20 protein-coding genes and 1 tRNA gene are annotated in these 19,136 nt (G+C 58.4%); 11 read left to right on the top strand and 10 right to left on the bottom strand.

The window, feature by feature from the left end; translation table 11 throughout:
- Positions 1-14: 14 nt before the first annotated feature.
- Positions 15-1,325 carry a hypothetical protein gene (locus tag AC2YI2_RS26310; protein ID WP_487389492.1) on the bottom strand — a complete coding sequence of 437 codons (1,311 nt, stop codon included), beginning with the start codon at positions 1,323-1,325 and terminating at the stop codon, positions 15-17.
- 183 nt (positions 1,326-1,508) lie between these two features.
- Between AC2YI2_RS26310 and hspQ the strand changes: the two genes are divergently transcribed.
- From hspQ to AC2YI2_RS26295, 3 genes are all read left to right on the top strand, one after another.
- Positions 1,509-1,838 carry a heat shock protein HspQ gene (gene hspQ / locus AC2YI2_RS26305; RefSeq protein ID WP_487389491.1) on the top strand — a complete coding sequence of 110 codons (330 nt, stop codon included), beginning with the start codon at positions 1,509-1,511 and terminating at the stop codon, positions 1,836-1,838.
- 113 nt (positions 1,839-1,951) lie between these two features.
- Entirely contained in the window at positions 1,952-2,902 is a 951-nt protein-coding gene (locus tag AC2YI2_RS26300; protein WP_487389490.1) for a phosphoribosylaminoimidazolesuccinocarboxamide synthase, read from the top strand.
- 74 nt (positions 2,903-2,976) lie between these two features.
- Complete coding sequence (locus tag AC2YI2_RS26295; RefSeq protein ID WP_487389489.1) at positions 2,977-3,198, top strand: hypothetical protein; 222 nt, start codon at positions 2,977-2,979, stop codon at positions 3,196-3,198.
- Between the two features lie 6 nt (positions 3,199-3,204).
- On the opposite strand, the gene AC2YI2_RS26290 is transcribed toward AC2YI2_RS26295, so the two are convergent.
- Genes AC2YI2_RS26290 through metG form a run of 3 tightly spaced genes read right to left on the bottom strand, consistent with a single transcriptional unit; the run spans position 3,205 to position 6,352 of the window.
- Positions 3,205-4,011 (bottom strand): MBL fold metallo-hydrolase, encoded by an 807-nt coding sequence (locus AC2YI2_RS26290; protein WP_487389488.1) that lies wholly within the window; start codon positions 4,009-4,011, stop codon positions 3,205-3,207.
- Positions 4,011-4,796 (bottom strand): TatD family hydrolase, encoded by a 786-nt coding sequence (locus AC2YI2_RS26285; RefSeq protein ID WP_487389487.1) that lies wholly within the window; start codon positions 4,794-4,796, stop codon positions 4,011-4,013. Before AC2YI2_RS26285 ends, AC2YI2_RS26290 begins: the two co-directional genes overlap by 1 nt.
- Before the next feature lie 8 nt (positions 4,797-4,804).
- Entirely contained in the window at positions 4,805-6,352 is a 1,548-nt protein-coding gene (gene metG / locus AC2YI2_RS26280) for a methionine--tRNA ligase (protein WP_487389486.1), read from the bottom strand.
- A gap of 202 nt (positions 6,353-6,554) precedes the next feature.
- Between metG and AC2YI2_RS26275 the strand changes: the two genes are divergently transcribed.
- Positions 6,555-7,355 carry a sulfite exporter TauE/SafE family protein gene (locus AC2YI2_RS26275; protein ID WP_487389485.1) on the top strand — a complete coding sequence of 267 codons (801 nt, stop codon included), beginning with the start codon at positions 6,555-6,557 and terminating at the stop codon, positions 7,353-7,355.
- On the opposite strand, the gene AC2YI2_RS26270 is transcribed toward AC2YI2_RS26275, so the two are convergent.
- The 4 genes from AC2YI2_RS26270 to AC2YI2_RS26255 are packed head-to-tail and all read right to left on the bottom strand — an operon-like array spanning position 7,350 to position 11,341.
- Entirely contained in the window at positions 7,350-8,384 is a 1,035-nt protein-coding gene (locus AC2YI2_RS26270) for a DNA polymerase III subunit delta' (RefSeq protein WP_487389484.1), read from the bottom strand. The two genes, AC2YI2_RS26275 and AC2YI2_RS26270, sit on opposite strands and share 6 nt — an antisense overlap.
- A complete protein-coding gene (gene tmk, locus AC2YI2_RS26265; protein ID WP_487389483.1) occupies positions 8,381-9,064 on the bottom strand; it encodes a dTMP kinase in 684 nt (227 codons plus the stop codon). Before tmk ends, AC2YI2_RS26270 begins: the two co-directional genes overlap by 4 nt.
- Positions 9,065-9,109: 45 nt before the next feature.
- The gene (locus tag AC2YI2_RS26260) at positions 9,110-10,303 is read right to left on the bottom strand and encodes a D-alanyl-D-alanine carboxypeptidase family protein (protein ID WP_487389482.1); all 1,194 of its coding nucleotides are present in this window, start codon (positions 10,301-10,303) and stop codon (positions 9,110-9,112) included.
- Positions 10,304-10,336: 33 nt separating this feature from the next.
- A complete protein-coding gene (locus AC2YI2_RS26255) occupies positions 10,337-11,341 on the bottom strand; it encodes a septal ring lytic transglycosylase RlpA family protein (protein ID WP_487389481.1) in 1,005 nt (334 codons plus the stop codon).
- 333 nt (positions 11,342-11,674) lie between these two features.
- On the opposite strand from AC2YI2_RS26255, the gene AC2YI2_RS26250 reads away from it, so the two are divergent.
- From AC2YI2_RS26250 to AC2YI2_RS26240, 3 genes are all read left to right on the top strand, one after another.
- Positions 11,675-12,310, top strand: coding sequence for a hypothetical protein (locus tag AC2YI2_RS26250; RefSeq protein WP_487389480.1), 636 nt, complete (start codon positions 11,675-11,677; stop codon positions 12,308-12,310).
- Between the two features lie 171 nt (positions 12,311-12,481).
- Positions 12,482-12,571, top strand: a tRNA-Ser gene (locus tag AC2YI2_RS26245).
- A 179-nt stretch (positions 12,572-12,750) separates the two neighbouring features.
- Positions 12,751-13,995, top strand: coding sequence for a tyrosine-type recombinase/integrase (locus tag AC2YI2_RS26240; protein ID WP_487389479.1), 1,245 nt, complete (start codon positions 12,751-12,753; stop codon positions 13,993-13,995).
- Position 13,996: 1 nt separating this feature from the next.
- On the opposite strand, the gene AC2YI2_RS26235 is transcribed toward AC2YI2_RS26240, so the two are convergent.
- Both AC2YI2_RS26235 and AC2YI2_RS26230 read right to left on the bottom strand, forming a co-directional pair.
- Positions 13,997-14,164 carry a hypothetical protein gene (locus AC2YI2_RS26235; RefSeq protein WP_487389478.1) on the bottom strand — a complete coding sequence of 56 codons (168 nt, stop codon included), beginning with the start codon at positions 14,162-14,164 and terminating at the stop codon, positions 13,997-13,999.
- Between the two features lie 16 nt (positions 14,165-14,180).
- On the bottom strand, positions 14,181-14,438 hold the full coding sequence (locus AC2YI2_RS26230) for a helix-turn-helix domain-containing protein (RefSeq protein ID WP_487389477.1): 258 nt from the start codon (positions 14,436-14,438) through the stop codon (positions 14,181-14,183).
- A 123-nt stretch (positions 14,439-14,561) separates the two neighbouring features.
- Here AC2YI2_RS26230 and AC2YI2_RS26225 point away from each other — a divergent pair, with 123 nt between their 5' ends.
- The 4 genes from AC2YI2_RS26225 to AC2YI2_RS26210 all read left to right on the top strand — a co-directional run bounded on the left by AC2YI2_RS26225 (position 14,562) and on the right by AC2YI2_RS26210 (position 18,715).
- Positions 14,562-14,810, top strand: coding sequence for a hypothetical protein (locus AC2YI2_RS26225; protein ID WP_487389476.1), 249 nt, complete (start codon positions 14,562-14,564; stop codon positions 14,808-14,810).
- A 364-nt stretch (positions 14,811-15,174) separates the two neighbouring features.
- Positions 15,175-15,885, top strand: a complete 711-nt coding sequence (locus tag AC2YI2_RS26220; protein WP_487389475.1) for a hypothetical protein — start codon at positions 15,175-15,177, stop codon at positions 15,883-15,885.
- Positions 15,886-17,111: 1,226 nt separating this feature from the next.
- Positions 17,112-17,618 (top strand): DUF2441 domain-containing protein, encoded by a 507-nt coding sequence (locus AC2YI2_RS26215; RefSeq protein ID WP_487389474.1) that lies wholly within the window; start codon positions 17,112-17,114, stop codon positions 17,616-17,618.
- A gap of 299 nt (positions 17,619-17,917) precedes the next feature.
- Entirely contained in the window at positions 17,918-18,715 is a 798-nt protein-coding gene (locus tag AC2YI2_RS26210) for a S1 family peptidase (RefSeq protein WP_487389473.1), read from the top strand.
- Positions 18,716-19,136 lie beyond the last annotated feature (421 nt).

The following is a 19,136-nucleotide window of genomic DNA, read 5'->3' as shown; positions in this document are numbered from 1 at the left end:
CTCTCTCCCAAAGATCAGCATTTGCTTCCAAGGTCGCGGATCAGGTTGCGTAGTGCAATGGCCGGCACGCGGCCGAGCGTCGTCTTCAGCGCATCGGCAGCGCATTCGCCGTCTTCGAGGCGGCGTGCAAGCTCGAACTGCTTGTCAGGCGTCAGCCGGCTATAGCCCGGCATGTCTTCGAGGGCGGCACGCACATCGTCTGCGTCGCGGCGGGCCGCCGGCGTGTCATCGCCACCGGTGTTGACATCGGGCTGCGGCTTGTCCTCGCGCTGGGCGGCCTGCAGGCTTTCGATCGTTTGCTTGAGCACGGCGACCTCGCCCTCGAGCTTTTCCTTTTCGCCCCTGATAGCACCGAGATTCAAGCCCATCATGATGCGTTGAGAATCTGCGAGGCTCGCCCTTCCATTCGCATCATCGAGATCCTTTTTCATTTCGGCAAGACGCGCTTCCAGCGTGCGAACATCGCCGTCCCGCGCGGCGAGTCGTTCCTCCGCTGCGACGAGCTCCTTTTGCATGGCCTCCGACTCGCCGCCCTGGTCTTTTACAGCGGCCTGTGCAGCAGCAAGATCTTTCTTGACTTTCGTCAATTCCGATTTGGCCTTGTCGATATCCTTCTGAAGCGACGTCGCAGTGTTGCGAGCTGTGCTGGCTTCAGCGGTCTTCTGCGCGACATCGTCTTCGAGCGAAGCCACCTGCTTGCGCAGGTCGGCGGCAGCGGCCGCCTGTTTGCGGCTCTCGGCCAGTGCTGCCTCCAGGGTCTTGATCTGATCACTCAGTGCCTTGTTGCCGGAATCGCCCTGTGTTGCCGCGTCGGTGAGGCTCTTACGAAGATTTTCCATTTCAGCGCGCTGGGTCTTGATCTCGCCTTCGAGTTCTATGATCTGCAGTTCCGACACCTGCAGTGAACGCCGCGCGCGATTGAGCTCGGCCCTGACGTCGCCGGCCTCCTCGATCGTCTTCTTGAGCGCTGCGATCTCCGCCTGGGTGTCGGCGCTCACCTTGCTATCGTTTTCGTCGACCAGCGCCTTCAGCGTCTCATTGGCTTTGGTCAGTTCCTTGACCCGCTCGCGCAAGACGTTTTCCTGGTTGGCATTGCCCGAAGTGGTGAATTTCAGATCCGAGACCTGCTTCTCGAGATCGCCGATCTTCTCATCGCGTGCCTGGAGATCACTCGCCGAAGCTCCGCCCAACAAGCGCGCGCCCGTATAGCCGCCGCCCGCGCCGAGAAGCAGCGCCACGATTGCGGCGATAACGATGCCGACACCCCCGGACGAACGCGAGCCCGAGGTGGAGAAATTGCCGTCCCGACCCCATTGATTGACCACGGCTCATCCTTTGCGCATTTTAAGCCCTATCGGGCAATTGATCGACGGACGAAGTCCAGCGGAAATTCACCATCCCTCGCCCACGCCAGCGACATTCGGCCGGAAGGGCCGACCGCCGCCACTAACACCTTGAAATGTGGTAAATTCATCCCAAATCTAAAGTCAATGAGACAAGGTAAAAAGATGCGTGAGCGCTACGCCAAATACAATATCGGCCAGGTCGTGCGCCACCGGATATTTCCCTTTCGCGGTGTGATCTTCGACGTGGATCCGGAATTTGCAAATACCGAGGAATGGTGGAATTCGATACCGGCGGAAGTGCGGCCATCGAAGGATCAGCCCTTCTATCACCTTTATGCGGAAAATACCGAGTCGGCCTATGTCGCCTATGTTTCGGAGCAGAATCTGCTGCCCGATGAGGACGGTGGCCCAGTGAAGCATCCGGCCGTGCTCGAGAACTTTGTGTCCGAGGCCGGTGGTATCTATCGCCCCAAGGCTCTTCTTACCCACTGAGCAAGGGCTTTTTGCGAATTGCAACCGGATTCGCCAGTGAACGCCCTTGACCTTTTCAGGCGTCGCTGATTTACCGCGGCCATCACTTCAGCCTCAGATGCAAGGTCGGTCCCATGGCGCCTCTCCCCGTGCTCGACGACGCTTTCATTCCGGAACTGCCCAATCGCTACAAGGGCAAGGTCCGCGAGAATTACGACCTGCCGGATGGCAACCGCGTCATCATAGCAACCGATCGGATCAGCGCATTCGACCGAATCCTCGCCTGCATTCCCTTCAAGGGCGCGGTGCTGACCCAGACGGCACGCTACTGGTTCGAGAAGACGGCCGATATCTGCCCTAACCATGTCGTGTCCTATCCGCATCCGAATGTCGTGATTGGCAAGACCCTCAAGATTCTTCCCGTCGAAATCGTGGTGCGCGGCTATCTCGCGGGCACGACCTCGACGTCGATCCTGACCAAATACAAGGCGGGCGAACGCGAAATGTATGGTGTGACGCTGCCTGATGGCATGCGTGACAACCAGAAGCTCGACCAGCCGCTGATTACGCCGACGAGCAAGGAGTTCGACGGCGGCCATGACGAGCCGCTGTCGCCCAAGCAGATCCTCGACCAGGGCCTGCTCACGGCCGAGCAATGGGATACGGTCTCACGCTACGCGCTGACGCTTTTCGCCCGCGGCCGGGAGTTGAGTGCGAAGAACGGTCTCATTCTCGCCGACACGAAGTACGAGTTTGGCACCGACATCGACGGCAACATCATTCTGGCCGACGAAATTCACACGCCGGATTCGAGCCGTTTCTGGATCGCCGACAGCTATGACAGCGCCTATACATTGGGCAAGCGGCCGAGGAGTTTCGACAAGGATTTCATCCGCGCCTGGGTGAACGAGCGTTGCGATCCTTACAAGGATCCGATCCCGGCGATCCCGGAGGACCTCATCCTTCAGACCTCTGACGTCTATCTCCAGGCCTACAAGATGATCACGGGCAAGTCGTTCCAGCGCGACATGAGCCCGAGCCCGCTGACATCAATACGCGCGGCACTTGCTCCCTATTTCTCGTGATTGTGCTGGTTAGCAGGTAAGGTTAAGTTACGGAAGCGGTTGCTAATAAGCGCCGTTTCACCTGATATCACGCCATGACCCTGCAACCGCCGAAATTCCATCCCACTGACCCCCGCCGCACGCGCGAAACGCGGGATGCGTTTCAGTCCGCGCTGCGTGATCTCGTGGTAGAGGCTGTGAGCGCTGGTTGGCGCGAGGCGGAGGTCGCCATGGCTCTGGCTGACGCCGCGGACGATTATGTGATGTTCCTCTCGGAACGGCCGCGACGCAACCACGCCGCTGCCAACAGCAACTGAACCCACTCAGACGTTCACTTCGATAGTCATGCCGTCAAAAGCCGGCTCGATATGCGCAGGCGTTTCCCGGCGCACGGTCTCATAATCGAGCGGGATATGCATGTGGGTCAAGATCGCCCGCTTCGGCTTCAGCGTCTCAATCCAGTCCAGCGCCTGCTGCAGCGACAGATGGCTCGGATGCATCCGGTATTGCAGGCAGTCGATGACCAGGGTTTCGAGCCCGGCAAGCTTCGGAAGGCTTTCGGCCGGAAAATCGCTCACATCGGTGCAATAGGCGAAATCACCAATGCGGAACCCCAGGGAATGGGCATCCCCGTGATGCTGGACCACAGGCAGAAAGGGAACTGCACCGCCCGGCCCTTCGACCTCGAAGACACCGCCGATATCGATCGTCATCACGCGCGCGATCGGTGGATAGTTGCTCCCGGGCGGCGTCTCGAAGACATAGCGAAAGCCCTCCATGACTCGTTCCATCGTCGCCGGATCGCCCCAAACTGGCATGCGATGCTCGTTCTTGTAGACGAAGGACCTGATGTCATCGATCCCATGCAGATGATCGGCATGGGCGTGCGTGAGAACGGCGGCGTGCAGATCCTTGGCGCCGACTGCGATCATCTGGCTCCTGAAGTCCGGGCCGGTATCGATCACGATCGAGGTTAGCGCGCCGTCGTCGGCGAACTGTTCGACCAAGAGCGAAGCACGTGTGCGGCGGTTCTTGGGATTGGCAGGATCGCAGGCGCCCCAGTCACCCGTAATGCGGGGCACGCCAGGCGACGAACCGCAGCCTAGGATCGTGAAGCGCCGCTTTGGCATCAGGCGGCCAGCCTCGGCATCTTGGAGAAGCAGCGGAAGGCATTCTCAGTCGTGATCTCGGCAATCTCTTTCATGGATACGCCGATAGTCTCGGCGAGCACCTCAGCCGTGTTGACAACATAGGATGGTTCGTTGCGCTTACCGCGCCATTTCTTCGGCGCGAGATAAGGTGCATCCGTCTCGACCAAAAGCCGGTCGCGCGGCACGGTCTTGGCGATTTCCCTGATATCTTCGGACTTGGGGAAGGTCAGGATGCCGGAGAAAGAGACATAGCCGCCGAGTTCGACGCCAATGCGGGCAAGTTCAGCGCCTGAGGAGAAGCAATGGAGCAGGAAGGGAAAGGCGCCCTGCCCGGCTTCGTCCTTGAGTATGGATATCATGTCATCGTCGGCCGCTCGGGAATGGATCACGAGCGGCAGACCGGTAATGCGGGCGGCAGCGGCATGCCGGCGAAGACCCTTGGCCTGCACTTCCGGCGGCGCATAGTCGTAGAAATAGTCGAGCCCCGCTTCGCCGATCGCCACGCATTTCGGGTGCTTAGACAGCTCTACCAGTTCCTCGGTCGTGATGTCGGGCTCTTCATGTGCGTTGTTGGGGTGGACGCCCACCGAGCAGAAGACTTGGCTGTAACTCTCCGCCAGACTTTTGATCTGGTCGAACTTTTTCACCCGCGTCGAGATGGTGATCATCTGCTTCACGCCCGCATCGAGCGCGCGCTGGATGATCTGGTCCCGCTCTTGGGCGAAATCCTTGAAGTCGAGATGGCAATGCGTGTCGATCAGCATTCCGGCCGTTACTCCTTCGGCGGGAAATATTTTGGGAAAACCGGCTCTGGCTTGTCGAGCGTGATGCCACCCTTGAGTCGGCCGGCCTTGCCGAGATGGTCAAAATCGCGCTCGTCAGCGGGAATCTTCAGGAGATCCAGCAGTTTCGAAGCGGATTCCGGTACGAAGGGTTGCAGCAGTATGCCGATCTGGCGAACCACCTCCACCGTCACGTAAAGCACCGTTGACATTCGCGCCACGTCGCCGCTTTTGGCGAGTGCCCAAGGAGCCTGGGCGGCAAAATAGCCGTTGGCTTCCGAGGACAATGCGAAAATCTGCTGCGTCGCCTTGTGGATCTGCTGCTTGTTCATCTCGACGCGGCAAGGCTCGATCACGGCATCGGCAGAAGCGATGATCGCCTTGTCCTCGTCCGTCAATGGACCGGGCTCGGGCAGCACACCTTCGAGATTCTTCACGATCATCGACAGCGAACGCTGCGCGAGATTGCCGATATTGTCGGCGAGGTCGGCATTGATCCGGTTGGCGATCGCCTCCTCGGAATAGGAACCGTCCTGGCCGAAGGGCACTTCGCGCAGGAAGAAGTGCCGGACTGGATCGACGCCGAAATGCTTCACGAGATCGAAGGGGTCGACGACATTGCCGACCGACTTCGACATCTTCTCGCCCTTGTTGAGCAGAAAACCATGCGCGAATACCCGCTTCGGCAGTTCAAGACCTGCCGACATCAGGAAAGCCGGCCAATAGACCGCGTGGAAGCGGATGATATCCTTGCCGATGATGTGGGTCGCCGGCCAGAATTTCCAGCGCGGATCCTTGGTATCGGGGTAGCCGGCGCCGGTGATGTAATTCGTCAGCGCATCGACCCAGACATACATCACATGCTTGGTCTCGTTGGGGACCGGAATGCCCCAATCGAAAGTCGTGCGCGAGATCGAAAGGTCCTTGAGACCTGATTTCACGAAGGAAACAACTTCGTTGCGGCGCTCGTCGGGGCCGATGAAATCGGGATGTGCTTCGTAATAGGCGAGGAGCTTGTCGCCGTAGTCCGAAAGCCGGAAAAAATAGCTCTCTTCCTGCACCCATTCGACCGGCGTGCCCTGTGGACCATAGCGGAGGCCGTCGGCGCGGACTTCAGTCTCTTCTTCCTGGTAATAGGCCTCGTCGCGCACCGCGTACCAGCCGGCATAGCTGTCCTTGTAGATGTCGCCGGCATCGGCCATCTTGATCCAGAGATCCTTGACGGACTCGTAGTGGCGCGGCTGGGTGGTGCGAATGAAATCGTCATTCGAAGCGTTGAGCAGCGTGGTCATGCTTTCGAATTCGGCTGCGTTCCTATCGGCGAGCTCGATCGGCGTGATACCCGCATTGCGCGCCGTCTGCTGCATCTTCTGGCCGTGCTCGTCCGTGCCGGTGAGGAAAAGTACCTCACGACCATCGAGCCGTTGGAAACGGGCCAGAGCGTCGGTCGCGATCAGTTCATAGGCGTGGCCGATATGCGGCCGGCCATTCGGATAGGAGATCGCGGTGGTGATGTAGAAAGGTGACGTGTCTTTCATTCGGTCGCAACGCCTGCAAGCGGGAAGGATGCTGCGGCTTCTAGCGCATGTTTCCGCAGGGGGAAACATCAACTTTGCCCGGCGGGGGCGAAATATACTGCTTGCGCCATCCACATTGGCGATCGCCTGACATTCGAGGCTCGCTTGACTTGCCCCATTGCACTCTATATCGCCGTTCGCTGGTCTGTCAGGGGATCGCACATTGGAATTCTTGAGTTCGCTGAACCCGCTCTATTCGGTGTCGGGTCTGCTAGTCGGCATGCTTGTGGGGATCACAGGCGTAGGTGGAGGGTCGTTGATGACGCCCCTGCTCGTGCTTCTTTTCAATGTCCATCCCGCGACCGCCGTCGGCACCGACTTGCTCTATGCGGCCATCACCAAATCTGCCGGGACGGCGGTGCACAGCCGCAACAAGACTGTCAATTGGCGGATCGTGGGAATGCTGGCGCTGGGCAGTATCCCGGCAGCCCTGGTGACCCTTTTGCTGATGTCGGGGGTCGATCGTGATAGTCTGTCGTTCAAGTCGGTGCTCACGCAAGCACTTGGCTGGATGCTGTTTCTCACCGCCATCCTGCTCATCTTCCGCAAGCCGATCGTCGACAAGGTGGCCGATTGGCGTCGCCACCATAAACCTGTCGAACCGCGCACGATTGCAATAGCCACCCTGGTCCTTGGGTTGGTGCTCGGTGCGTTGGTTACGCTGACCTCGGTCGGCGCTGGAGCACTCGGCGTGACAGCACTTCTGATGCTCTATCCGCGGCTCGAAATCCGCGACGTCGTCGGTTCCGACATCGTCCATGCCGTGCCGCTGACGCTGGTCGGTGGGCTCGGTTACTGGATGATCGGCGAGATCGATTGGGCGCTGCTGATTTCGCTGCTGATCGGCTCCGTTCCCGGCATTATCTTCGGCAGCCATCTCGCGCCACGTATGCCCGACAAAGTGATCCGCCCCGTTCTGGCGGTCACGCTTGCGCTGGTGGCGCTGAAGCTCGTCACGTCATAACGCGACGGCAAGATCCGTCAGCAGGCTGAGCACGGTCTGCTTCCGGTCGAGATTGTAGGCATCGGAGACCGATATCCTCTCCGTCAGGGCAGAGTGCAGGGTGGACAGGCGATAGGCGCGGTCGAGATCGCCCGCGTCTGCCGCCAGCCGCGCGGCACCAGAGACGTGGTCACCGGCATGATCGACGAAAAAGCCGTAGAGCGTATCGCTCCCGCGCGCGGCAACAGCGTCAGCAATCTTGTGCATCGCCTTACGCTGCTCGGCGCCGTTGGCTCGAAGAATGGCCTCGAACGCCTCAAGTATGTCGAGCCCGCCATAGTTCACGAGCTTGATCGCCTGCGAAACGCTGCCCCCCGCGGCTGCCATAAGCTTCGCTTCAACTGCCGGCGCGATTGCCAAGCCGAGAGCCTGCAACGCTTGTCTGAGATCGTGGTCGTGCAGCGGCCGCAGCACAAGCGGCAAGCAGCGCGACCGAATGGTCGGCAGCAATCGCCCTGGTGCATGCGAGAGCACGAGGAACATAGACCGGCGCGGCGGCTCCTCCAGCATCTTCAGGATGGCATTGGCGGCGCTGCGGTTCATGTCATCCGCGGGATCGACGATAACGATGCGCCAACTATCGCCGCCGGATGTCTGTCCGAAGAATTTTCCTGCGCGACGCACTTCGTCCACGGTGATGGCGGTCTTGAACTTGCCGCTCTTGGCATCGAAGGGCCGCGTGATGTGAAGCAGGTTATGCGAAGCGCCGGCAACGATCTGCCGGAACGCGGGCGACATGGGATCCGGATCGGAGATATTCTCGGGCGCCTCGCCCGGCTTCGGATAGGCGAGCACGTGGTTTGCAAAGCGGAAGGCCAGCGTCGCCTTACCGATGCCTTCCGGTCCCTCGATCAGGATCGCGTGATGGCCCTTGCCGGAACGATAGGAGCGCGCAAGAAAATCCTCCGCCGCTTGGTGACCGACGAGACGGGTATTCGCGGCGGGGTGCACGGCCCCGTCCAGCACCAATGTTTCGCTTTCTGCGCTCAAACCTTGCCAGCCTCCTTGGCGCGGGTCGCGTGAATGGGAAGCAGCGGCTCGACGATCGCGAACACCTTCTCCGCGATATCCTCGGCCGTGCCCGACGCGTCAACGACACGGCAGCGCAGCGGATCGGCCTCAGCTATGTCGAGAAAGGCCTCCCGCCGCTTCTCATGCGTGCCCAGTTCTTCCTTTTCGAACCGGTCGGGTTCCTCGGGTACGCTGGTGTCCCCTGACCTCAAGCGCGCGCGCCGCAAACCTTCCACAGCCGGAATGTCGAGAATGATCGTGCAATCCGGGATCACGCCGCTGACGGCAACGCGCTCCAGATTCTGCACAAAGGCCGGTTCGAGATTGCCTGTGATGCCCTGATAGACCCGCGACGAATCCATGAAGCGATCGCAAAGCACGACCGCACCACTGCCGAGTGCCGGCCGAATTATCTCCTCGACGTGATCGTTGCGGGCTGCTGCAAAAAGCACGGCCTCCATGCGGGTGCCATATTCCTCGGCGGCGCCCGAAAGGATGACATAACGCACGGCCTCGGCGCCCGGCGAGCCCCCGGGCTCGCGCGTCACCAGCACATCGACGCCGCGACGGCGCAGCCGATCGGCAAGCAGGCGGATCTGGGTACTTTTGCCCGTACCCTCGCCGCCCTCGAACGTCACGAATAGTCCCTGCTTCGGCACACGCTATCCTTGCTCAACACGATTCCGCCGCATGGCCTATTGCACCTAGAGCCAGAAGAAAAGCAACTCTTTCAGGCCGTCATAGGCCTTGCTTGTCAATGTGCCCGTTCCAACTGCGGAAGAAGCGTGAACGGCCATGTTCCGCACCGGCCTTTCTCCAAGAGAAATCACCAGCGTGCCGATCTTCTGCCCCTGCTCGACGGGTGCCTTCAGCGGCCATCTATAGGAAATTCTGGCCCGAATTCTGTCCGGATTGTCGTTGGGCACGTAGATATCGATGTCCTGGGAGGCGACCAGCGACACATGGCCGCTGTCACCTCCGAAGACCGGCGCGTCAGCGATCAACTCGCCTTTCTTGAACACGACCTGCTTGTGGAAATTCGTGAGCCCCCAATCGAGCACGCGGCGCGCTTCTTCGGTCCGCTCCTTGTCGGTCTTGAGACCACCCATGGCGAGGAACAGCCGGACACCGTTGCGTTCAACCGTGGCGACGACAGTATAGCCATAGCCTTCGGCAAAACCCATCGCCATGCCATCGACATCGATATTCTGTGTCACCAGTGCATTCTTGTTGCGCTGAAAGATCTTGTTCCACTCGAAGGATTCCTGGGCGTAGAGCTTGAAATAGCTGGGATATTCGGCCTTGATGTGGCGGGAAAGCTCGACAAGTTCGCGCATCGTTGACGTGTTGCCGGGATCAGGCAGCCCGTTCGAATTGACGAAGACAGACTTTTCGAGGCCGATCTCGCGCGCCCGTTTCGTCAGGAGTTCAGCGAATTTCGGTTCCGAGCCGGCCAATCCTTCGGCCAGGATGATGCAGCCGTCATTGGCGAGCTGGACGATGACACCCTGGAGGAGATCCATGACGCGGATGCTGGAATTAAGCGCCGCGAACATCGTTGAGGTCCGCGACAGCGCACCCCCCGTCCGCCAGGCATATTCCGAGACCTTGTATTCGGTATTCTCGCTGATCTTTCCCGTTTTGATCTCATGCAGCACATATTCCGCCGTCATCAATTTGACCAATGATGCAGGCGGAACCGGGTCGTTCTCGCCGCGGGCATATAGAACCGTGTTGGTCGATGCCTCAATGAGATAGATCTGCGTGGCCTTCGGTTCGAAGGCGGTGACCTGCTGCGCCGCGGCGGGGCCCACGCCAACTAATGCCGCGGCCAGACAGGCCAGAATTGACTTGAAGAAACGCGTCACTGCGCAGTCCCGTTTTCGCTGAGCCCGCATAATGTCCTGAAAGACCCGGCGTAACAAGCCTGACTAGAAGAGGCCGGGCTGCCGCTTTTTCACGGACGCACGGATGGAATCGGCATCAAGCTTATTGCCGTCGGCCAGCACATATTCGAACGGCTCAGACGCAGTGTCGATCCGATCGGCCGCATAGGCCGAAAGCAGGATATTGTTTTCGCCCAGTTGTGACGGACGCTCGCGCGGCACCGGCCCGAGCTCCGGCAGCTGGACAAAATCCTGCATCAGATCGAAGGAAGTCGTCACCGCCTTGGTCGACTGAAGTGCAGTCGCCGACGGTGTGAACTCGACGGCATCTTCTTCATGCGTATCGCGCGGCACGGTGAATTTCTTGTCAGCAGAAGCCACCATCACCCCTGTGGCGATTTGCCCGGGATTGAAACGCTTCATGCGATCGCCCTTTTGAGTGAAGGACGCCAGAAGCATCGGCATATCCTTGCCGTCCATGCGGGCACGGCCGACATATTGGACGCGCACCTTCACAGTGCCCTTGTTCTGCACCTCCAGCATCTCGGCGGCCTTGTTAGAAAGGTCGATGATACGTCCGGGATGATACGGACCGCGGTCGTTGACGCGGACGATCACCGAGTCGCCATTTTCGAGATTGGTCACACGGGCATAGCTCGGCAGCGGGAACGTCGGATGAGCAGCGGAGAGGTGATATTGGTCGTAGATCTCGCCGTTTGCGGTCTGCCGGCCGTGGAAGGCCGAACCGTACCACGAGGCTAGGCCCATCTTGTCGTACTTTTTGTCTTCCTTCGGGACGTACCACTTGCCCTTCACCTTATAGGGCTTGCCCGTGACGTCCCGGCCGCCGCCCTTGGGAACGTGGCGGCCGTAATAGAGGCGCGGCGAGGCCTTCACGCCATATTCCGTCTCGGAGAAATATTCCTTGCTGCGCTTCTTCCTCGGAGTAGGCGCATCCTTCGTCGAAGCGCACGATGCGGCGAAGGCACATATCAAGGAAACCACGAGCAGGCGCGCCGCGCCCCTCAAAATTCGTCCGTCACCCGTCATACGCAATACTGTCTTATTCTGCGCCACTGACGACAGGCGAAAGCCCGCTCACCTATGGCTTCATTAACCACACTTGCTCAGACCATGCCAATAAAGGAGCGGAATTGCGAATGATTTCCGGATGTTGGACTAGGATTTACGATTTATGGTTTCGGAAGGGTTAAACCCCGAGCGTTTTGCCGGCGCGACGCTTGTGCTCAAACGGTAGGCGACACCGCATATGAAAGCTGCTGACCGCCGCTTGATCTGCATCCAATCTCACCCCAAAAATAGTCACCGCAGCGCCTTGATACGTAGCCCTTTCAAGTGAACAGTGATGCCCTCTGGGGAGGATTGGTCATGCGCGCCCGAGTTCGTATTCTGGCTTGCTGTGTTGGACTTGCGATTTCGCCATTCGCACTCGCAGGCGAAAGCATCTATCAGGACCTCCCCTTTGGCAAAGAGCGGTGCGTGGACCTCTCGCCGATCTCCGAAAAGGACCAGAAGGAAATGGAGGAGATGGGTCAGGACATCCCTTGGGCGCTGCATTGCCAAGGATACAAGGAATACAAAATCCTCAACAAATGGGACCGGCGCGCGAAAGTATTGTTCGGCCATCTCTCGGATCAATTCCTCGCAGAGCACAATGAGGACTTCGACGCCGATAGTCTTGCAGGCGACAAGATCGAGTGGCGTCTCGACGACACGGGCACGCCTCGCGCAGCCATCCTTCGCTACAAGTTTTCCAACTATAACTTCAACGAGAAGCCGCTGCCCGAGGTCCTGCTTGTTTCGAAGGTCGGCCAGCCCGACAGCCCGGTGAGTTGCGCCATCGGCATGGTCGACGCTTCCGCCAACAAAAATGCCAATGAACTGGCGCGAAAGGTGGCCGATGAAGTGGCCGATGGTTTCCAATGCGGCCGCGATATGCCCGAATATCACGGCAAACGCAGCAAAACCGCGCCTAACATGCATGTTCAATTGAACTGAGACCCTCCGACGCTCCACGTGATCGTGAGAGCCGAGGCTGGCCACAGAACAAGTTGACGCCGTCTCGCAAGCCGCTATAAGCGCAGGGCGGAAATGAAATGATTGCAGGCCTATCGCAAGCCGGGGCCTGATACCTTTGTCCGGACGGTATCTCAATCATTTCAACGCGTTGGATGGGTGTCCGAGTGGTTTAAGGAACCGGTCTTGAAAACCGGCGTGCGGGAAACCGTACCGTGGGTTCGAATCCCACCCCATCCGCCAGAAGCCTTAAAAATTTTTCCCAATCCTTACAAATTTCTCCGTAAAATCAATATCTTGGGGCGACATCAGTTGCCTGATGTTACCGCATTTTACGCCTACATACCCCATCGCACCCCGTTTTACTCGGGGTATCAAATGGGGTATCTTTTGGCATGTCGGGGTATTTTGGAGATCACCGCATGCTGACGGATACCAAGGTTCGCAACGAAAAGCCGCGGGACAAGGCTTTTAAACTCGCTGACTCGGGCGGCCTGCACCTCTATATTACGCCGTCAGGCGGCAAACTGTGGCGGTTCAAGTACCAAGTCGCCGGGAAGGAAAAGCTACTGTCGCTCGGCCCATACCCCGCCCTCAGCCTTGCTGACGCGAGGAAGGCTCGAGACGATGCAAAGGCGTTGTTGCGTGAGCACCGCGACCCTGGCGTCGAAAAGAAGCTCAGGAAGATCACGGCCAGCGACAGCAATGCCAATACCTTCGAAGCCATTGCCCGAGAATGGTTCGCACTGAATAAGAGCCAGTGGGTGCCGCGTCATGCCGACGACGTCATCACAAGCCTTGAGAATGAAGTCTTCCCATTTGTCGGCGCCATCCCAATCCGGGATAACACTGCCTCGGCCGTGCCTGGTGTTCTTCGGCTGATCGAGGCGCGGCCTGCAATCGAAACCGCCCGGCGCGTACGCCAGCGGATGTCGGCGGTCTTCGTCTATGCCATCGCGTCCCAGCGCGCCGACGCCGACCCGGCTGCGGCTATTCAGAAAGCGATGGCGCCGCTCAAAAAGGGTCGACAGCCGGCAATTATCGATCTGGCCGCCGCTCGCGTCATGCTGCAGAAAGCCGATGACGAGCCTGCGCATCCCGTGACGAAACTGGCGCTGCGCATCCTCGCGCTGACTGCCGTCCGACGCGGCACGCTTGCCGAAACGCCTTGGTCGGAATGGGCCGACATCGATGCAGAGAATCCGGTATGGCGCATCCCGGCGGCCCGAATGAAAATGAGGCTCGCCAACAAAGACGACGAGTCCCGCGATCACCTCGTGCCGTCATCAAGCCAGGCCATTGCCGCGATCGATGTCTTGTGCACCGTCACCGGCAAAGGCCCCCTCGCCTTTCCGAACGCTAGACACGCTCATAAGCCGATGTCCGAAAACGCGATGGGGTATTTGCTCAACCGCGCGGGGTATCATTCAAAGCACGTGCCGCACGGCTGGCGCGCAACGTTCTCTTCCGTGATGAACGAGCGGTTCGCGGCCGACAAGCCGATTATCGACCTCATGCTCGCCCATACCGCCAAGGACCGCGTCGAGAGCGCCTATAACCGCGCCCTGCATATCGGTCGCCGGCGCGAACTGGCTCAACTGTGGGCCGACCTTATCCTTGAAGGCGCGAAGCCAGCGGCGGAACTGATCGACGGGCCGCGGCGGTAGACTACTGCCTCGGGATCGAGATCACGCGAAGCATGACCTGCTTGTGTGTCCTGTTGCCGACTTTGAACTCTTCCAGCGCCGCGTCCAACTCCAGACCCACATCGGCGGCGGCTTGAATCGCATGCGTCAACTCCCTTGCAGCTTTCAGGGCTGCACGGAATTCGGGCAACTCGTTTTCAGCCTAATCATTCATTTGAGGCTCTCAACTTTACGCCCGAGCCATTGATGAACTCGACGCCGGCAGATTCCAGTGCAGCCCGGATGGCAGCAACGGTTGCCACTCTTCCGGCGAGGTCTCCGTCGCTAGATTCCAGCCTTTTGATCGTTGGCTCTGATACCCCGGATTGTTGGGCGAGGTCGGACTGGGACCAATCGAGTAAGGCTCGGGCGGCCTTCACTTGCCGAATTGATACTTTTAGTATTGACACGCTTCGGCCCTTCATCTAATACTATTCGTATCAAAGCTTAAACAAACCCGCAACCCAAGGACCAGATCATGATTAACGCCGCATTCAAGGCGACCGGCGAAGCCGTGCCCGCCAAAAAATCCGACCCCGCGGGATGACATGATCGACGCGCTCAACGACCTGACGATGAGAATGTATATCGCAACTCGCCTGGTCGACGATTTGCTCAACAATGTCGCGGCCATTCGGGACATATTCTCGCTCGCCGACGACCTGGGCGCAGAGGAGGTGTCCTACCAAGTTTACGAGCTTTCCGGTGCGGTAAATCGAGGAACTTCTCACCGAGCACTGAACCTAGTTTCGCGCGGGCCAACCTGCCCGGTTCCCGCGCCTTTTGCCCGCCGTTGAGCCTAGCTCCGGCGGGTCTTTTCTTTTCCACGTTCCCGATCTGGACTCTATCATCGCCACAGCATCAGCATAGACTCCGTTTGCTTCGCAGGACTTCGCGTTGCATGCGGGGAGATTGGCGGGTTTGCCCGCAACTTTCATAGGGTGAACACCCTCGCGGATCGCCGCGGGCATTGCGAAGATGCTGGCGCTACCTAGCCAATCTGCATGTGGGTCTTTTCGAATACCAATTCGTCGAGAATGCACCCCAGAATCAAGGCTGCCGGTAAGGGGCCAAGATAGTGTACGGGCTGCGCCACCACATGCCAGGTCCAAGCTCCGAGATTTATTGCATTAGGCGGGACCGTGGAGTAGCGTCGGATGCATGGGAGCAAAGATACTTGGGATAGTTGCAGCAGGAATAGCCTCGTTCGCGAGCTACTCTTCTGCTGCTGATGTCGAGATCACCATCAAATCAGAAACGAAGCAGCAAGTAGTCGAAGACTTCATAGAAGTGCCCACTACCGTATTGCTGTTCCGTCCGCTGCCGATCAAGCCAGAGGACGCGGACATGTATTGTTCTCCGACGTGGTTCGGGTCCTTCTTGATCATCGAAGGAATCGCCGTCGCGCTTAATGCTGCCGCGATCGAGGCGACCCATCGCAGATCCAAGCTTACCTTCGATGGAGTGGTGCTCGAATTTGTGGACCCTACATCTATCAAGTCGCCGTTGCGCACGAGTCCAGATGCCGTGCGTAAGTTGGTGGCGCGCGCGGGTCGAGTCTGCCACAAGATTGAAGAGGCGCCCAAGGTAGTGGCCACGCCAACAAGACGGGCACCAGAGGACGCGCTAGCGACCGCCTACATTGTTTGCGGCGTGGTAGATGCGGCCGGATTTGCATCAAAGCCTTGTGAGGTGTCGGCGTGGCACGCTGCGGTTCAGGTGACCGCGGACGTTCGTGGACTTGAAGCGCGAGCAATCTGCGCTGAGGTATCCAAAGCAATCCGTAAAAACGACTGGCCATTTGGCGGGTGGAAGATCGAGATCTACTCGCCCTTCAGCGGCGGCAATACGGTAGCGTTCTGCACTCCGTGAAAGGCGACTTGAGAGGTCGAGGAATTCGTCGACGCCGCATAGTTTCCGAGACTGCGCGAGCGGTGCCATGAACTTTCCGTCCGTGTCATAGCGGCCGGTTTTCCGTTGTGGCACCATTAGAAAATTTTGACTACCGTCAAATTCTTTTTATTTGATCGCGCGTCCAATCCACCCCACAATCTTCGTAATTAAGTCGGCTACTACCCCGCGCTCTCGCGCGCCGACTTGGCCATCGCTGGAGGTTTCCATTGTTCGATCTCGCCCAGGTCTTGGTAGTGTTGGCCCTCGTCGGTGTTCATGCGCTACGAGCCATCGGGTAACAGGTCACTGGTTTCCTATTTTCGAAACGCCGGGCCTAACTTGCTTCGGCACCTTGTATGAAAGATCCGTCGCCCCGCTCGTTCCCTGGGCCATCGCGACGGACATCTAGCCGGCCGCTTCAGCCCTGTCGCGGCCGGGCTTTTTCTATCCAAAATTGAGCCTGGTCAAAGATGAAACATTCGCGATCGCTTATTTTGGTGGACGACCGAGTGATGTGGCGGCATCACGTACGGGACGGTCGGCGAAGCCGGTGCACTTTTGCGAGTGTGCCGGCTTTTCGGCCGAGCGCACTATTCCGCGCCGTCCGATCGGCGGGCGTTGGCGAACGTACTCGGATCTGCGGCGGGCGTTTCGAAGATGCTTCTTAACTGCTCATAATACCGTGGAAACTGAGTGGCTCGTGTGCCTTTTCAGGCCCCTAGATTGTCCAATGCTTCTGCCCGTTGTATTCAAAATAGAACGGAGATTTGCGCATGACCAATGATACCGATGCGAGGCTAGCCTCCATAATGCAATTGGCTGCCAAAAGAAGCGGAAGAGGGATCGTAGCCAAGCCAAAGCGAAGGACGACGAAGCATGGGCCGCATTTGTAGACACAGTTGCATCGCGGTGCGCAGGCCTGAATAATACGGTCGGGCAGAACGACCTTGAGTTACAACCAGCTATTGAAGACAAACTCCTAGCTATTACTGTCTCTGAGGCGGGAAGGCGCAGTGAAGCAGTAGTCACGCTGACCTTAACTGAGGTCGGCGCCATTGCGATCAATTGCAGGACGCGCGATATCGGCGACAGTTTTTCAATTGATGTTCATCATAACGCCGCATCAAAAATAGACGACATTTTGCTTCGCTGCTCGATTATCAAACGAGGCAGGAATAGGTAAGCACGCGGGGTCGACGAACGGGATGTACTACCACGTATCCGCGCAGCCGCTTGCCGTTGGCACAGAGCTTGCGCCTGGGGAATACGGCAGAAAACTTCTTGAGGTCGGCGTCGATGGCGTCTTCGCCATTAACCAAGAAGTGTTCTATTGGGAGGTGGCCTTGGAGACAGCCGGACTCGCAATCGATCCAGCTCTGCCGTCACGCCTAACATCGACATTTCTTTGGACGAGCCTGCCTGCCGCAATGGTGTTCAGGCATAGGTTTCGCAAGGGAGGGCATGTTTACGAAGTCGAAGTCCTAGAAGCGCACCCCATCTTCTGCGGCGACTTCAATATCATAACCACTCCGCGAGTGAATCAGCCATACTTGGGCTACATGCCAGAGATTGCTGGGAAGTATTGGCAACTAGCCGGGGAGCCACAAATTGCCGAATACCTTTACGCCGGCCCGATACGCATCATTCGTGAGCTCGAGCAGGTTTCCGAAGACATTCAGGCCCTCATCAACAAACTACACCCGCCGGCCTAATCGGCTGTCCGACATCAGAATCACAGCAATTTTAGATACAACTATGCCGACCAAGCCGCTCACCCTCGACGACCTCCCGCTTTTCGCGATCGACATGCAGATCGCCGTTGCGATCGTCGGCAAGGACAGGGCATCCTACTGGCTGACGACGGTTCTGCCGAGCTTGAAGGGCTTCCCGCGCAAAGACGAGGCCCACGCCGGTTGGCCGGTGCCATTGGTCAAGAAGTTCTATGATGGCTATCTTGGGTCATCCACGAATTTTCCTCTAAGGGCGCAAGCGGCGCGGAGAACCTTGACGTATGGAAACGGAAGAAGCCTCGGCTCAGCAAAGAGGCGACCGGAAAGAAGACGAGCGCCGGATGGTAAACTCTCACCCAATGATGTCACCGCCCCTGCTTGGAGCGAAGGAGGTGATCTCATCGTTCCACTGTGTCTACAATAATCAGTCTGCGACCTGCTTTTTACATGGCGATCCCGGGAAAACGTACTTTGTGACCGCCAAGCATGCAGTTAAGGGGGCGCAGGTCGGCGACAACGTACTGTTCCGCAAGGCTGACGATTCGTATTGGAAGATGCCGATCCTATCTATCATGCATTCCACAGAGTATGACGTGACCGTGTTTTCTTCGTCGGGTCTTAAGTTTCGCAGATCTTTCGGCCTTAACGAGCCGGCGCAGGTTCTGCCAGGGCAAAGGATTGCTTTTGTCGGCTTCCCACACGGCTTGGCGACAAACTACCCTAACGAAAATGGATTTGCCTCGCCACCGGTGACGGGTGCCGGCTTCAGCGGAATTGTTAAAATCAACGGCTACGAGGTACTCGTCCTCGACGGCTTCAACAACCCAGGATATTCCGGCGCGCCGGTATGGGCCAACAATCAAAATGGGCAACCCGCGGTCCTTGGTGTCGTGGTGGAATACCGCTTTGAGCGGGAAAGCCATAGTAAGATCTACACCAAGAAGAACGGCGTCGAGGAGGAAGTTCCAAGCCTGTACACAAAGCCGAACAGCGGAATGATCTACGCAGTACCAATGCATCATGTTCAGTCGCTTGCGAGGCAACTAGCTATTGTCAATGAAGTTCTACCACAGGACTGACAAAAGCCATGCGACGTGTAGTACCCTCCCGCCCAGGTTAAAAGCAAAGCGCTTCCAAAAAATTGCAATCAAGCTCAAGGCCCGGCGTCCCCTGCCGCACCGGGCGCCGACTCCATGACGACGCCCGGTTCCCTTTGTACGCTACCGCACAAAACCTCTTTCCGTAAGGTTCCGGTAATGCACTGGGCGCACGCTGACTTTCTCCATGTTGCTCGGCCGAGCGCGATCAACGCTCGGCCATTCTTCACAGTCGCGCCCAACTTCGAAGCCACGCCGCTGTCCGCGGCCACGCTGTTCCAAGCCGGTTCACGGTAGGTTCAGCCTTACCCACATATGTTTTCCACAGTGTTCCCAACGACACAGCCTTCAGGCACACGTTGAGGTATTGTCATATTATCGGTGGCGTCAGTTGCCGGTTGCG

This window comes from Rhizobium sp. SRI_017, from assembly GCF_057586295.1.
The sequence above is the reverse complement of the archived record's forward strand: the minus strand, read 5'-3'. Positions and strand labels throughout refer to the sequence as shown.